The following is a 13,281-nucleotide window of genomic DNA, read 5'->3' as shown; positions in this document are numbered from 1 at the left end:
CCCCCCCCCCCCCTCCCCCTCCCACACGCCGCCCTCCCCCACCCATCGCTGTCCGGCGCCCCGCCGCCCGCTCTCCCGACCCCCCGCCCCCCCCGCCCCCGCCACCTGCCGTGCCTGCGCCCGGCGACTCCGAGCCGGCCGACGACCCTGCGGCCGACGCGCCTCCGGCTCACGCGCCCGGGTCGGTCGACGCGCCCGCGGCAACTGAGGCGCTCGCGGCTCACGCGCCCGCGGCAACTGAGGTGCCTTCGGCCGACGCGCTCGCGGCAGCTGAGGTACCCGCGGCCGACGCGCCCGCGGCCGACGCGCCCGCGGCCGACGCGCCCGTCACCGTCGTGTTCAGTCATGGTTACTGCCTCAACCAGGACTCCTGGCACTTCCAGCGGGCCGCCCTGCGCGGTCGCGTCCGTACCGTCCACTGGGACCAGCGCAGCCACGGGCGCTCCGGGCGTGGCGTCGCGCAGCGCGGGTCCGAGCCGGAGCCCGTCACCATCGACCAGCTCGGGCGCGACCTGAAGGCCGTCATCGACGCGGCCGCCCCCGAGGGGCCGCTCGTGCTCGTCGGCCACTCCATGGGCGGCATGACGATCATGGCGCTCGCCGAGCAGTACCCCGACCTCATAAGGGAGCGAGTCGCCGCCGTCGCCCTCGTCGGCACGTCGAGCGGCAGACTCGGCGAGATCACGTACGGCCTGCCCGCCTTCGGCGTCAACGCCGCGCGCCGGGTGCTGCCCGGCGTGCTCAAGGCGCTCGGCTCGCAGGCCGGTCTCGTCGAGCGGGGCCGCAGGGCCACCGCTGACCTGTACGCGGGCGTGATCAAGCGCTACTCGTTCGGCTCCGATGACGTGGACCCGGCGATCGTCAGGTTCGCCGAGCGGATGATCGAGCACACGCCGATCGACGTCGTCGCCGAGTTCTACCCCGCGTTCGCCGACCACGACAAGGTGCGGGCGCTCGCCGTCTTCCTGCCCACGCCCGCGCTGATCCTGGCCGGCGAGGGTGACCTCATCACGCCCAGTTCGCACAGCGAGGCCATCGCGGAGGTCCTGCCCGACGCGGAGCTCGTCCTCGTGGAGCGCGCGGGCCATCTCGTGATGCTGGAGCACCCCGAAGCGGTCACGGAGCGGCTGACCGACCTGCTGGCGCGCGCGGGTGTGCCCGGCTTCGCGCCCGGCGCTTGCCCGTAACGTTGGCCCGTATGGAAGCACCGCGGAACAGTCCAGCACCCGACCCGGGCCACGCCCCCGCGCCCGGCCACGTCACGACGGCCGGGATCGCCGTCGACGCCCCGGAGCGCATGCGCGACCTCGGCAGGGAGCTCGCCGCCCTGCTGCGCCCCGGCGACCTGGTGATGCTCACGGGCGAGCTGGGCGCGGGCAAGACGACCCTGACGCGCGGCATCGGCGAGGGACTCGGCGTGCGCGGGGCCGTCACGTCGCCGACGTTCGTGATCGCGCGCGTCCACCCGTCGCTGTGCGGCGGCCCGGCGCTCGTGCACGTCGACGCGTACCGGCTGGACGGCGGCCTCGACGAGATGGAGGACCTGGACCTCGACGTGTCGCTGCCCGACTCCGTCGTGGTCGTGGAGTGGGGCGACGACAAGGTCGAGGAGCTGTCGGACGCGCGCCTGCACGTCGTCATCGAGCGTGCCACCGGGGACGCGAGCGGTACCACCGGCACCGCGCCCGAGGAGGACGAGCGGCGCCGCGTCACCCTCACGGGGTACGGGCAGCGCTGGACGGACGGGGCGCTCACCGCGCTGGGCGCGGCCTTCGCGTGACGCGCGGCCCTGGCAGTCCGCTGTGGCCGGGTCGCGCCCGTCCCGAACATCCCGACAAGTTGTCGGCACGATGTTGCGCGGCCCGCCGCCCGCGTGGTCACATGGAAAAGCACCAGGTGGTTAGGGCTACCTCACCACGCTTGCCCCCGGAGCCCAGGAGGCAGTCATGACGGCGTCCCAGCGCGAGCCACAACCACAGCAGCGGTCACAGCCGCGAACCCCGGAGCGGACCACGGCCCAGGCCAGGACCTCGGCCCAGGCCAGGACCCCGGCGGGTGCGCACGGCGCGGCCGAGCCGTCGGACGTGCCGATGAGCGACCTGCTGGCGTCGTGTGCCGCGGCGTCCGCCGTGTCGACGCCGCCGGCGGACGGCTCCGACGATCAGCCGGAGCCGCGGGGACCAAGGGCGAATTCCACAGGCGAGCGCGGCCGGGCCGTCGCGACGCGCTGAGCGCCGCGCTACCGCGGACGCGGCCTCACGGCCTCACGGGCGTCACGGCACCACGACGACCGTCGAGCCGAACGTCGCGAAGTTCCACAGCGCGTCCCCGTCGGCCGTCTTCATCCGCACGCCGCCGGTCTTCTTCGACGGGTCGGGGCTGGCCATCGAGCCGTTCTGCGCCGCGCTGAAGCCGATCACCGTGCCGTCCTCCTTCGCGAAGAGGACCACGTGCTCGATCGGCACGCCGTCGGAGCCGGTGATCTGGTCGGTCCTGCTGGTCACCGTGTAGGAGCCGGGCTTCGGGTCGACCGTGCTCGGCTGCACCGTGAACGTACGCGTCGCCTTGCCGTTCCTGGCCACCAGCCACACCCGCTGCGCCTTGAGCGCGTACACGACCCGCGCGCCGTCGCCGGAGTCCGTGGGCAGCGCGCGCGGGTCCTTGCGCGGCCGCTGGGGCCCCGAGGCGCCGTGGGACGCGGAGGGAGCGGGCGACGCGGCCGTGGCGGGGTGCGACGGCGCGTGAGCGGATGCCTGGACCGCGAGGAAGCCGACAGCGGCCAGGGCCGCGGCCGTGAGCCCGGCGACCCATCCGGAGCTGCTCCGTGACACCTGTCCTCAGCCACCTCTCGCGCTTTCGTACGCCTGTACGCCTGTACGCCTGTACCGGTCGTGTACTACCCGTCTCCGTGTTGACGCGGCCGACGGTAGCAGCAGCGTACGAGCGGACCGGGACGCCGCGAGCCCTGCCCCCGGGGCCGTAGGCTGTTCGCGTGCTTCTGCTTGCCGTCGATACCGCCACCCCCGCCGTGACCGTCGCCCTGCACGACGGCACGCGCGTCGTCGCCGAGGAGAGCGACGTCGACGCGCGCCGCCACGGCGAACTGCTGCTGCCCGCCGTCGACCGGGTGCTCGCCGCCGCAGGGGCCGGGTCCGGTGACGTCACGGACCTGGTCGTCGGCGTCGGGCCCGGCCCGTACACGGGGCTGCGCGTCGGCATCGTGACCGCGCTGACCTTCGGCTCCGCGCTCGGCGTGCCCGTGCGCGGGCTGTGCACGCTCGACGGGCTCGCGTACGCGGCCGGCCTCGACACCCCGTTCGCCGTCGCGACGGACGCGCGCCGCAAGGAGGTCTACTGGGCCCGGTACGCGGACGCGCGCCACCGCGTGGGCGAACCGGCCGTCGACCGGCCGGCGGACATCGCCGAGGCCGTCGCCGGCCTGCCTGTGGTGGGAGCGGGCGCGGCCCTGTACCCGGAGGCGTTCCCGGACGCCCGCGAGCCGCTCCACCAGTCGGCCGCCGCGCTCGCGGGACTGGCAGCCGAGCTGCTCGCGAACGGCGACGGCGGCAGCGAGGTCGGGGGCGAGGTCGGGGGCGAAGGCGGGGGCAGCCGGGCCAGGGGCGCGTTCCTGCCGCCCCGGCCGCTGTACCTGCGCCGCCCCGACGCGCAGGTGCCGAAGAACTACAAGGTGGTCACCCCGACGTGAGCCACGCAGCGAGCGATCCTGCGGCCGTCGTCCTGCGCGAGATGCGGTGGTGGGACATCGACGCCGTCCTCGAACTCGAGGACGAGCTGTTCCCCGAGGACGCCTGGTCGCCCGGCATGTTCTGGTCGGAGCTCGCGCACGCGCGCGGCCCGCACGCCACCCGCCGCTACGTCGTCGCCGACGAGGGCGGCAGGCTCGTCGGGTACGGCGGCCTCGCGGCGGTCGGCGAAGTGGCCGACGTGCAGACGATCGGCGTCACCCGCGACCACTGGGGCGGTGGCCTCGGCGCCCGGCTGCTGACGGAGCTGCTGCGGCACGCCACCGCGTTCGAGTCGAGCGAGGTGCTCCTCGAGGTGCGGGTGGACAACACGCGCGCCCAGAAGCTTTACGGGCGGTTCGGCTTCGAGCCGATCGGCTTCCGCAAGGGCTACTACCAGCCGGGGAACGTGGACGCGCTGGTGATGCGGCGCGACATGCGCGACATGAAGGAGGCCCTGCCGGGCGAGACCGGCCGGGGCCCGGGAGGAACGGACACTGATGGCTGACGAACCACTCGTCCTCGGCATCGAGACGTCCTGCGACGAGACGGGCGTCGGCATCGTGCGCGGCACGACGCTGCTGGCCGACGCGATCGCGTCCAGCGTCGACGAGCACGCGCGCTTCGGCGGCGTGGTGCCCGAGGTGGCGTCGCGCGCCCACCTGGAGGCGATGGTCCCGACGATCGAGCGCGCCCTCGCCACCGCCGGCATCAGCGCGCGCGACCTCGACGGCATCGCCGTGACGGCCGGTCCCGGCCTCGCCGGGGCGCTGCTCGTCGGGGTGTCGGCGGCCAAGGCGTACGCGTACGCGCTGGGCAAGCCGCTGTACGGCGTGAACCACCTGGCCTCGCACATCTGCGTCGACCAGCTCGAACACGGCCCCCTGCCGGAGCCGACGATGGCGCTCCTCGTCAGCGGCGGCCACTCGTCGCTGCTGCTCGCCCCCGACATCACCTCGGACGTGCGGCCGCTGGGCGCGACGATCGACGACGCGGCGGGCGAGGCGTTCGACAAGATCGCGCGCGTGCTGCACCTCGGCTTCCCGGGCGGTCCCGTCATCGACCGGCTGGCACGCGAGGGCGACCCGGCCGCGATCGCGTTCCCGCGCGGCCTCACGGGCCCGCGCGACGCGCCGTACGACTTCTCGTTCTCGGGCCTCAAGACGTCCGTGGCGCGCTGGATCGAGGCAAAGCGCAACGCGGGCGAGGACGTGCCGGTGCGCGATGTCGCCGCGTCGTTCCAGGAGGCCGTCGTGGACGTCCTGACGCGCAAGGCGGTACGCGCGTGCCGTGACGAGGGCGTGGACCACCTGATGATCGGCGGCGGCGTGGCGGCCAACTCGCGGCTGCGCGCCATGGCCGAGGAACGCTGCTCGCGCGCGGGCATCACCCTGCGGGTGCCGCGCCCGGGCCTGTGCACGGACAACGGCGCGATGGTCGCGGCGCTGGGCGCCGAGATGGTCGCACGCGGGCGCTCGGCGTCGGCGTGGGAGCTGTCCGCCGACAGCTCGCTCCCGGTCACGGATCCCCACGTACCGGCGCACGACGCGGTCCACGCCCACGCGCACGCCCATGCGGCGGGGGCGGCGCGCCGGTGACCGTCACGCTGATGTGGGAGGCGCGCGCGGCGGAGGGGCGCGGCGAGGAGCTCCTGGCCTGGGCGACGGGCCGGCGGCTGGCCGAGGAACCCCTGCGCCGCGAGACGTTCCGCGCGCCGCAGGACAGGGTCCTCGTCCTGACGTGGTGGCCGGGCACGTACACCACGCCGGTCCCGGAGCTCCCCGACCCACCGGGGGACCTCGTCACGCGCCCGGTCCACCGCTGGCGCTTCGAACCGGTGGACGCCGGGAACAACCGGCCGTAAGGGGTGGACGGGCGCCTAAGCGCCCACCGTCCCGTCGATGGCCTCCCGCAGCAGGTCGGCGTGCCCGTTGTGGCGCGCGTACTCGTGCATCATGTGCAGCATCACCATGCGCAGCGACACCTCCTCGCCCCACTTCTTGTGCACGCCGGTGACGTCCAGCGAGGCCGCCTCGCGTTCGATCCTGCGGGAGTGCCCGACCTCGGCCTCCCAGGCGGCGAACGCCTCGGCGCGGGTGGCCCCGGTCGCGTCGTAGGCAACCTGGTAGTCGCGGGTGTCCGACCAGACGAGCGGCAGGTCCTCGCCGCCGATCACCATGCGGAACCAGGTGCGCTCCACCTCGCACATGTGCCGCACGAGCCCGAGGAGCGACAGGGTGGACGGCGGCATCGAGCGCTGCCGCAGCTCGTCGTCGTCCAGTCCCTCCGTCTTCATGGCCAGCGTGGCCCGGTGGAAGTCGAGGAAGGCGCGCAGCATCTCGCGCTCGCCTCCGGTGGACGGGGGCTCCGGACGGCTGTCGACGGTCATGCCGGGCAGGGTATCCACAGGCCGGCGCCGTGTCCGCGCTGCCACATTCGCTATGGCATCCCTGCTGGTCAGTGGCGTACGCGGCGCTCTCGCGCGGCGAGTGACGCAGGAGGCCTCCTTTGTTGAAGCCGTTCCTACCCCGTACGTCCTATTCTGGAAGGGAACACGCATGCGCCATCAGGTGAAGGGGCGGCGGATGAACTGGTTTTGGTGGATATTCGTCTTCTTCATGGTGGGCGGGTTCAGCTGGATCGCGGACACCGGCCGCTCGGCGCTCAAGACCAGGCACGAGAGAAGGATGGAGCGCCTGAAGCTCGCCGAGGACGGGCGGCTCGCGATCGAGGAGTCCCACAAGCCGCCGGAAGCCGTCTGCGGCTGCACCCATCACCTGGCGAAGCACGACAAGACAGGCAAGTGCCACGAGGACGTGCGGTCCCCGGTCGAGTGGGACGCGGAGAAGAAGCCGTCGCGGTTCGAGCTGCGGCAGTGCAACTGCCAGCAGTACGTCGGGCCGCAACCGCTGTCGAAGATCTACGCCGACGAGCTCACGGACCTCGACAATCTGGACTGACCGGCGCCCCGCACGCTCAGGCGGGGCGCTCGGCCATGACGATCACACCCGGGCCGCTGCACTCCTCCGGAGGGAGCCGGAGCTCGGCAACCGGACGCAGCCCGGCCTGCTCGATCAGCCCCACGAGCTGTTCGGGCAGCCACTTGTGCGTCGTCCAGCGAACGGCGACGCCACCGTAGGCCTCGGTGCGCCGCAGGTCCCCGTCGCCGACGTGCGTCGCGGTGATGAAGTACCCGCCGGGCTTCAGGGCGCGCGCGAACGAGGCGAGGACCTGGGGCAGCACGTCGCGAGGCAGGTTGAACAGCGACCACCACCCGAGGATGCCCCCGCAGGACGCCTCCCGCGAGATCGAGCTCGGTGGCGGAAGCGACGCTGAAGCGGCACTGCGGATGAAGCCGGCGCGACGTTCTCGACCATGCGGGGCGAGAGATCGACGCCGGACACGTCGAGCCCGCGCTCGTCGAGGTAAGCGGTCACGGTCCCGGGCCCGCATCCGACATCGAGCACGGGCCCGAGCTTGCCGACGGAGTCGGCGAAGGCGTCGATGGCCGCCTTGAGCCACGGGTGGCCGCGGATGTCGCCGATGCCCGTCGTGAGCACCATCTCCGCGTAGTTGTCGGCGACCCGGTCATAGGACTCGCGAACGACGTCGAGATCGTCCGGCTGGTCAATGGGGTGTGCCCGCATCGTCCAACCGTAGGTTAGCGCTTGCTACTTGAGCAGGCGCCGACTCCGCTTCATGAGCTGCGCGCGGCGCTCGCGACGGTCTCCGCCATGAGGAGGAGCCAGCTGCCGAGGGTGTGCGGAGGCGGCGGGTCCATCTCCAGGCCGAGTTCCGCGGCGGCCACCGCGAGGCCGGCATCGTCCAGGGGCAGCGCGAGCAGCTCGTGGATCTCTCCCGCGAGGCGGGCGAGGAGACCATGATCGGTCGAATCCGTGTAGTCGGCCACGGCGTCCTCGTGCGCGGCGAACTCGTCCGGCATGTCCTGTGAGAACCAGCCGCCGAGGAACTGCGTGAGCTCGGGGAAGCGTGCCTGCCACTCCCAGTGTGTGGCGGGCACGGCGAGCGGCGGTGCCTGGCCTGCCTCGATGCTTTTCCTGATGCGGTCGGCGAGGGTGAGCAGCCAGCCCTGGATCTCGGCACCCGGTAGCCCGACGTTGGGCACGTCGTAGAACTCCCCGAGCTCCCGGCGGAGCCGCCCCGGCGGGTTGGCGGCGTACGTCCGCAGCTGCTGCTCCGCGACGCCGAGGGCCCAGGGCCTTGTGTGCCAGGTGTGGCGCAGGTAGGCGGTCAGCGCGTGCTCGTCGTGGCCGCGGTGGCCCATGAACGCCCTGACGACCTGGTCGAGTTCGCCGTAATGGCGGTCGTGCTCCAGCGGTTCGAGCGGCACGGCGCGGGCCTCTACAGGTAGAAGGGGAAGGAGGCTTGCACGGTGAATCCTGGCGGCGCGGCGGGATCCCGCCGCAGTACCACCCGTGCGGACCGCACGTCCACGGACTTTCGTCCGGCGAACATCATGGCCTGCAACAGCACCCGCCCGACGGGCTCGTCCCTTGACGGCCAGGCGGCCTCGATGGTGAGCCGTTGCCGGGCGCATTGCGCGAGCCACCGGTGGATGACCTGCTCGTTCCGCCTCACCACCTGCTGCGTCGCCCACTGGGCGGTCTCGCGGTCTGGGTAGGTCGCGGAACGGGTTCGCATAGGCGATTGCTACCACATATGGCCAGCGGCGACGGAAGTGACCCCGACCTTGTCCAAGCGCCATCAGTCCGCGTTGAAACCCCAGAAGACGCCCACTTCGGTGTCTGACACTGCGATGAGGCCGATTTCCATGATGTAGTTCGAGAAACTGTGACCGGCTTGAGCGGACTGGCTGAAGTCCGGATTCATCGTTGATCGCGCATCCCCGGACGTGGTGAACATTTGAGCGTCCGGTCCGTACCTGGCAAGAATGAATCGCGCATCGACCAGAAGGAGATCCCTGTTCTTTCCGCTGTTGACAAAGTTCGAAACTCTGAACCATTGGTCAGTGATCAGAGTGAGCAATGACGTCGCGGCGTCAATGGTAATCGGATAGGTGTTCTCTGCGAGCTTTTCCGCGTCTGGGCTTTGGAAGGGGAACGAGGGGTTGCCGCTGGCCTCGTGGGCGCATGCACAGTCGTCGATGGTCCTCCAGCCGCGTGGATCCCGGACCTCCCTTCGCATTACCGCTACGGCATCCTGCTGCCAGTTCTGTTCCCGCCGCGGTCCCGTAGCTGCGATGCAGCAGTCGCATTCGTCTTCCACGCGGGAGAGTGCTTCCTCCCATTTCATTTGCTCCAAGTCCGATTCTCCTATTGCGGCATGGATGTGAGTACTACAAAGGGGGGATCCATGTCGGGGTCCCATCGCAAGACGGTGCTTACCTCATGTGTCGGCGTTTCCTGCGCGTTCATCCCGTGATTCCTGAAGCTCTGCTTGGTTATGCTGTACCCAGTAATTTCTCCACCTGGCACCACATCGACGACTGCTTTCGTGTTTTCCGCGTTTTGTGATCCCGACTGATGCTCGTCAATCCATTGCTTAATGACTGCCGAATTTTGGTCGATGTTTCCTTGGGTGAGCTTTTGAGCCTCCTCCAGTGTCGCGAATGAGCTGGATGCCGAGATTTTCGGGCTGCCCATGGGCCACGTCGGCGTTGGCTTGTGTGAGCCCTGATCCCGGAGTCGCTGTGCGAGCTGCCCTTCCGTTTTTCCGACGTGCTTGTCCAGAGTATGCGCGCCGTCCAAGCCTTCTTCGGACGCCAGGTCGATCGGGTAGTGGTGGTTCGCTGGGTCGTCGTCCGGAACGTGGTAGGAGTGCTCCTTCTTGAAGTCCGTCAGCGCACGGGCGCCGAAGCTTTCGGCCCTCGCTTCCTCCGCGGCGTAGGTCGGGGCGCTCAGAGAGGCCTCTTTCAGCGGTGGCAACAGCTTCTTCAAGTCGGCTGCCTGGGACCGCACGGCTTCCTCGTACTCGGACACCGCCGCGTCGATCGCGTCGCCGTCCACGTCGATGACGGCGCCACCTGAGGCGATGTTCGAGCCGATGCCGAGCAGGCTTTCGCCGGCGTTCCTCAGGTCCTGCAGCTTTGAGCCGGTGTGCAGATCCGGCATGGCGTCGTCAATGGCTTGTTCGAAGATCGTCCGCGCCTTGTCACGTACGGTCTTCGCCGAGTGCGCGAACGCGAACAAAGCGGAGTTGATCCCGGCGCAGGTGTCCGTCAGCACACTCAGGATCGGATGTGACGAGGAGCCCCCGGCGGTGTCGTGCCTCCAGACGCGGCCGGCCGTTCCGTCGGCCCACACCGGGGCCTTGCCCGTCCTCGGATCGAGAGGCATGACGGCGCTTCCCCGGCCCCACGCCGCGGTGCCCCAGATCGCGCTGCAGAACTCGCGCATGGCGCCGTACCACTCGCTGTCACTCTGGTCCGTGATGGTTTCCAGCAGACCCGTGAGCGTGGAGTCGGCCAGGCCGACCGTGATCGCGGGAAGGCTCCACGCCTCCGCCAGCGCGGAGAGTCCCTGATAGTCGGGCAGCGGCAGGATTGCTGCAAGGCTGTCGGCCCTGGTCAGGGCGTCGAGTGCGAGCTGCTCCACGGTATAACCGATGCCTGCCGCGCCCTCGTGGAGGATCTGGAGGAGGCTCTGGGCGCCGTCCACGTCGTTCCACCGGAGGTCGGTGACCGGCCCGAAGTGTGGGGCCTTGTCGATCACGGTGGGGAGGGCATGGGGTGAGGCGTGGGGGCTGCCGGTGGGGTTGCTGGCCGCATCGGCGGTCACGTAGTGGTTCGCCGTCGCGGTGAAGCCGACGGCCGCGCCGCCGATGCTGACGATCGTCTTGCCCCACGTCTCGACGAATGCCTCGGCCACCTGCTTGTAGACGGAGGCGAAATGCTGCGCTGCCGTGCCGTACCCGCCGCAGTCGGGGTGGGAGCCCAGCGAGTCGAGGAGGCTTCGCACCGCCGCGTTCATCGGGTCCTGCCGGCTCGCTATCTGCCCGCTCACGCCGTAGAGCTGCGAAGGCGTGACGTCGACCGTGCCGCCGGCCGGCGTGGTCATCAGGCGGCTCCCCAGCCGCGCAGCACGGCAGCGTGCGCCGCCGCGTAATTGGCGTGGCCCGAGACGGCGACCTGGTGCAGCCACCGCTGGGTGGCCCGCATGTCCTGCACGAGGGCGTCCCACTCGTCGAGTTCGTCGACGCACGCGCTGCGTGCCTCGCCCTTCCAGGCGCGGACCACCGCCGCGGTGCGTCCGTAGAGCGCTTCGAGCTCCTCATCGAGTTCACTCAGAATGGATTCCAGCTCCCCTGCGACGTGCTGGAGGCCGGGAAGCGACACGTGTATGCGGTCCTGGTCGGCGGCCACGGCGTCAGACGTCCAGCACGCGGCTGTGCGGTGTGGAGGTGGCCGGGGCCGTGAGTGCTTCGGCTGCTGCTCGTACCTCCGCCTCGGTCACCGCGGAGTCCTCCCGCCGCATGCGGGCCAGGGTGTCCAGTTCCTGCTCGGTGAAGCCGTTCGCGCTGAGCCTGACGGCCTCCTCGATGACCCGGAGCTTGCCTCTCAGGCGCACCACGTCCTCGGCGACGCGCTGTTGCCTGGCGCCGAAGCCGCTGCCCGCGTCGCTCGCCCAGTCCTTCCTGACGTTGTCGAGCACGGACGCCATGCGTCTCACCTGCTTGTCGAGGTGATCGCGCATGGCGCCCAGGTCGTCCGCCAGGCCTGTCAGGCCGTCCGACGAGACGTCCAGGCCCGGTGTGTTCGTCACGTTCCCCCCTCGGCCAAGGCGCGGGCCGCGTCGGCCGCTCCAACGACCCTACTTGGGGGCGGGATTGCCAAGGAGCATGCTCGGGGCGCCTGCCACGCGGGTGAGGAAGACCGTGGTCTCGTTCTTCCCCTTGAGTTTCAGCTTCCTGCGGAACTCCTCCGGCTCCACCGCCGAGCCGCGCTTCTTCACCGTGAGGATCCCCACCTCGCGTTCGCGCAGCAGCGCCTTGAGGCGTTTGAGGTTGAAGGGGAGGACGTCGGTGATCTCGTACGCCGTCGTGAACGGGGTGCGGTGGAGGGTGTCGGACGTGACGTACGCGATCGTCTCGTCGAGCAGGCCCGCGTCCGGGAGGGCGGTCGTCGCCTCGGCGATGAGGTGGGCGCGGATGACCGCGCCGTCCGGTTCGTAGAGGTAGCGGCCCGGCGGGCGCACCGCGGGGTCGGGGAGGCCGGCCGCGGTGACCTCGGCGCCCTCGGGGAGGAGGGTGGCCGTGCGGGCGGGGGGCAGGCCCGGGGCGTGCCAGAGCACCGCCTCCTTCACGTCGCCGCCGTGGGAGACCCACTCCGCCGCGAAGTCGTCCGGCACCAGCTCGTGCGGGATGCCCGGTGCGATCTTGATCGCGCCGAGGCCCGTGCGCCGTACCGCGTCGATGGCCCACGACAGCGGCGGCGCGTACGCCTCGGGGTCGAAGACCCTGCCCGAGCCGCGCCGTCGCGCCGGGTCGACGAAGAGGGCTTGCGCGCCCGTCAGGTCGTACGTCGTGGCGTCCGCGCACACCACCTCGGCCGGCGGCCCCGCGGGCGCGAGCGCGCGCACGTTCGCGGCCGCGATCTCGGCCGTCATGGGGTCCTTGTCCACCGCCGTGACGGCGATCCCGGCGCGTGCCAGCTCGACCGCGTCGCCGCCGATGCCGCAGCACAGGTCCGTCACCCGCCGCACGCCCAGCGCGCGCAGCCGCGCGGCGCGGTGGGCTGCGACGGCTGACCTGGTCGCCTGTTCGACGCCGTTCGGCGTGAAGTACATGCGGTGCGCGTCCTCGGCGCCGAACTTCGCCACCGCGCGCTGCCGCAGCCGCGCCTGCCCGAGCGCGGCCGATACCAGGCCGGCGGGGTGGTCGCGGCGCAGGCGGGTGGCGAGGGCCAGTTCGTGCGACGGGTCGTGATCGCGCACCTGGGCGAGCAGGGCCTGGCCCTCCGGGGTGAGCAGCGGCGCGAGGCCGGGTGGTTCTTCGGTCACCGGCCCATTGTCGGCCAGGCGAGCTGTCGGCCAGGCGGGGGACCGCGTGCGCGGGGCGGCGGCGCCTGCGGGGCGGCGGCCGCACGCGCTGAGAGGATGCGGCGCCATGCGACTAGTACGACAAACAGAACAATTGATGAGGGATCGGGCCCGTCTGGGCCGGCGGACGCGTGCCGTCGCCGCCGCGCTCCTCGTCGCCGCCGTCGGCTCGGGGTGCGCCGCGGGCCACACGAAGGACGTCGGCGACGCGGGCAAGGCCGGGGCCCCGGGGGTCGCGGGCGCCGCCGGCGTCGCCGAGTCCCTGCCCTCGGCGGCCGGGGCAACCGGCTCGACCCCGTCCGCCTCCGCGTCGGGCGCGAGCCCGTCCGGCAGCGCCTCCGCCTCCGGTACCGCAACGCCTTCCGGCTCGGCCTCGCCCTCCGCGTCCGCGTCGAGCGCCTCGGCGTCGCCCTCCCGGTCCACCTCCGCGCCCACGTCCACATCCGCGTCCGCCTCGGACTCCGCGTCGCCCTCGCGCAGCCCCTCGCAGGCCGCGTCCAGCCCCGCGGGCCATCCCGCCG

Annotated in this window: 16 protein-coding genes and 3 pseudogenes; 9 read left to right on the top strand and 10 right to left on the bottom strand. The window is 71.6% G+C overall.

Features of this window, described 5'->3' with window-relative positions:
• Positions 1-314 precede the first annotated feature (314 nt).
• From JFN87_RS27405 to JFN87_RS27395, 3 genes and pseudogenes are all read left to right on the top strand, one after another.
• Positions 315-1,236, top strand: a pseudogene (locus JFN87_RS27405) (alpha/beta fold hydrolase); the annotation flags it as partial.
• Entirely contained in the window at positions 1,199-1,780 is a 582-nt protein-coding gene (tsaE, locus tag JFN87_RS27400) for a tRNA (adenosine(37)-N6)-threonylcarbamoyltransferase complex ATPase subunit type 1 TsaE (RefSeq protein ID WP_209344183.1), read from the top strand. The pseudogene JFN87_RS27405 and the gene tsaE, both read left to right, overlap by 38 nt.
• Before the next feature lie 166 nt (positions 1,781-1,946).
• On the top strand, positions 1,947-2,231 hold the full coding sequence (locus tag JFN87_RS27395; protein ID WP_209344189.1) for a hypothetical protein: 285 nt from the start codon (positions 1,947-1,949) through the stop codon (positions 2,229-2,231).
• A gap of 42 nt (positions 2,232-2,273) precedes the next feature.
• Here JFN87_RS27395 and JFN87_RS27390 read toward each other — a convergent pair whose 3' ends face one another.
• Complete coding sequence (locus JFN87_RS27390; protein WP_209344180.1) at positions 2,274-2,831, bottom strand: L,D-transpeptidase; 558 nt, start codon at positions 2,829-2,831, stop codon at positions 2,274-2,276.
• A 161-nt stretch (positions 2,832-2,992) separates the two neighbouring features.
• On the opposite strand from JFN87_RS27390, the gene tsaB reads away from it, so the two are divergent.
• From tsaB to JFN87_RS27370, 4 genes are read left to right on the top strand one after another with little or no spacing between them, the layout of a single operon-like run.
• Positions 2,993-3,706, top strand: a complete 714-nt coding sequence (gene tsaB / locus JFN87_RS27385; protein WP_209344178.1) for a tRNA (adenosine(37)-N6)-threonylcarbamoyltransferase complex dimerization subunit type 1 TsaB — start codon at positions 2,993-2,995, stop codon at positions 3,704-3,706.
• Positions 3,703-4,251, top strand: coding sequence for a ribosomal protein S18-alanine N-acetyltransferase (gene rimI / locus JFN87_RS27380; protein WP_504739792.1), 549 nt, complete (start codon positions 3,703-3,705; stop codon positions 4,249-4,251). The genes tsaB and rimI overlap by 4 nt, the downstream gene beginning before the upstream one ends.
• Positions 4,244-5,341 carry a tRNA (adenosine(37)-N6)-threonylcarbamoyltransferase complex transferase subunit TsaD gene (tsaD, locus tag JFN87_RS27375; RefSeq protein ID WP_209344177.1) on the top strand — a complete coding sequence of 366 codons (1,098 nt, stop codon included), beginning with the start codon at positions 4,244-4,246 and terminating at the stop codon, positions 5,339-5,341. The genes rimI and tsaD overlap by 8 nt, the downstream gene beginning before the upstream one ends.
• Positions 5,338-5,607, top strand: coding sequence for a hypothetical protein (locus JFN87_RS27370; RefSeq protein ID WP_209344175.1), 270 nt, complete (start codon positions 5,338-5,340; stop codon positions 5,605-5,607). Before tsaD ends, JFN87_RS27370 begins: the two co-directional genes overlap by 4 nt.
• Before the next feature lie 15 nt (positions 5,608-5,622).
• Here JFN87_RS27370 and JFN87_RS27365 read toward each other — a convergent pair whose 3' ends face one another.
• Complete coding sequence (locus JFN87_RS27365; protein WP_209344173.1) at positions 5,623-6,132, bottom strand: DinB family protein; 510 nt, start codon at positions 6,130-6,132, stop codon at positions 5,623-5,625.
• Positions 6,133-6,328: 196 nt separating this feature from the next.
• On the opposite strand from JFN87_RS27365, the gene JFN87_RS27360 reads away from it, so the two are divergent.
• The gene (locus JFN87_RS27360; protein ID WP_209344185.1) at positions 6,329-6,703 is read left to right on the top strand and encodes a hypothetical protein; all 375 of its coding nucleotides are present in this window, start codon (positions 6,329-6,331) and stop codon (positions 6,701-6,703) included.
• Positions 6,704-6,719: 16 nt separating this feature from the next.
• Here JFN87_RS27360 and JFN87_RS27355 read toward each other — a convergent pair.
• From JFN87_RS27355 to JFN87_RS27320, 8 genes and pseudogenes are all read right to left on the bottom strand, one after another.
• Positions 6,720-7,390: pseudogene (locus JFN87_RS27355) on the bottom strand (class I SAM-dependent DNA methyltransferase).
• A gap of 50 nt (positions 7,391-7,440) precedes the next feature.
• Positions 7,441-8,094: a contact-dependent growth inhibition system immunity protein gene (locus tag JFN87_RS27350; protein WP_209344171.1), complete on the bottom strand. Its 654-nt coding sequence runs from the start codon at positions 8,092-8,094 to the stop codon at positions 7,441-7,443.
• A gap of 11 nt (positions 8,095-8,105) precedes the next feature.
• Positions 8,106-8,405, bottom strand: a complete 300-nt coding sequence (locus JFN87_RS27345; RefSeq protein ID WP_209344169.1) for an RNase A-like domain-containing protein — start codon at positions 8,403-8,405, stop codon at positions 8,106-8,108.
• A gap of 63 nt (positions 8,406-8,468) precedes the next feature.
• The gene (locus JFN87_RS27340) at positions 8,469-9,026 is read right to left on the bottom strand and encodes a hypothetical protein (RefSeq protein WP_209344167.1); all 558 of its coding nucleotides are present in this window, start codon (positions 9,024-9,026) and stop codon (positions 8,469-8,471) included.
• A gap of 11 nt (positions 9,027-9,037) precedes the next feature.
• Positions 9,038-10,780 carry an RNase A-like domain-containing protein gene (locus JFN87_RS27335; protein WP_209344165.1) on the bottom strand — a complete coding sequence of 581 codons (1,743 nt, stop codon included), beginning with the start codon at positions 10,778-10,780 and terminating at the stop codon, positions 9,038-9,040.
• Complete coding sequence (locus JFN87_RS27330; RefSeq protein ID WP_209344163.1) at positions 10,780-11,085, bottom strand: WXG100 family type VII secretion target; 306 nt, start codon at positions 11,083-11,085, stop codon at positions 10,780-10,782. Before JFN87_RS27330 ends, JFN87_RS27335 begins: the two co-directional genes overlap by 1 nt.
• Before the next feature lie 4 nt (positions 11,086-11,089).
• Complete coding sequence (locus JFN87_RS27325; RefSeq protein ID WP_209344161.1) at positions 11,090-11,485, bottom strand: WXG100 family type VII secretion target; 396 nt, start codon at positions 11,483-11,485, stop codon at positions 11,090-11,092.
• Between the two features lie 48 nt (positions 11,486-11,533).
• Positions 11,534-12,721: a class I SAM-dependent methyltransferase gene (locus JFN87_RS27320; protein ID WP_443732206.1), complete on the bottom strand. Its 1,188-nt coding sequence runs from the start codon at positions 12,719-12,721 to the stop codon at positions 11,534-11,536.
• Between the two features lie 136 nt (positions 12,722-12,857).
• Between JFN87_RS27320 and JFN87_RS27315 the strand changes: the two are divergent.
• Positions 12,858-13,281: pseudogene (locus JFN87_RS27315) on the top strand (hypothetical protein); the annotation flags it as partial.

This window comes from Streptomyces montanisoli (assembly GCF_017813245.1).
Taxonomy (GTDB): domain Bacteria; phylum Actinomycetota; class Actinomycetes; order Streptomycetales; family Streptomycetaceae; genus Streptomyces; species Streptomyces montanisoli.
Note: the sequence above shows the minus strand (reverse complement) of the source record. Positions and strands in the feature narration are given on the sequence as shown.

Excerpts from the sequence above, each read along its gene's own strand:
- tsaE (WP_209344183.1), top strand. The coding sequence starts at position 1,199 with ATGGAAGCACCGCGGAACAGTCCAGCACCCGACCCGGGCCACGCCCCC.
- JFN87_RS27395 (WP_209344189.1), top strand. The coding sequence starts at position 1,947 with ATGACGGCGTCCCAGCGCGAGCCACAACCACAGCAGCGGTCACAGCCG.
- tsaD (WP_209344177.1), top strand. The coding sequence starts at position 4,244 with ATGGCTGACGAACCACTCGTCCTCGGCATCGAGACGTCCTGCGACGAG.
- JFN87_RS27365 (WP_209344173.1), bottom strand. The coding sequence starts at position 6,132 with ATGACCGTCGACAGCCGTCCGGAGCCCCCGTCCACCGGAGGCGAGCGC.
- JFN87_RS27360 (WP_209344185.1), top strand. The coding sequence starts at position 6,329 with ATGAACTGGTTTTGGTGGATATTCGTCTTCTTCATGGTGGGCGGGTTC.
- JFN87_RS27345 (WP_209344169.1), bottom strand. The coding sequence starts at position 8,405 with ATGCGAACCCGTTCCGCGACCTACCCAGACCGCGAGACCGCCCAGTGG.
- JFN87_RS27335 (WP_209344165.1), bottom strand. The coding sequence starts at position 10,780 with ATGACCACGCCGGCCGGCGGCACGGTCGACGTCACGCCTTCGCAGCTC.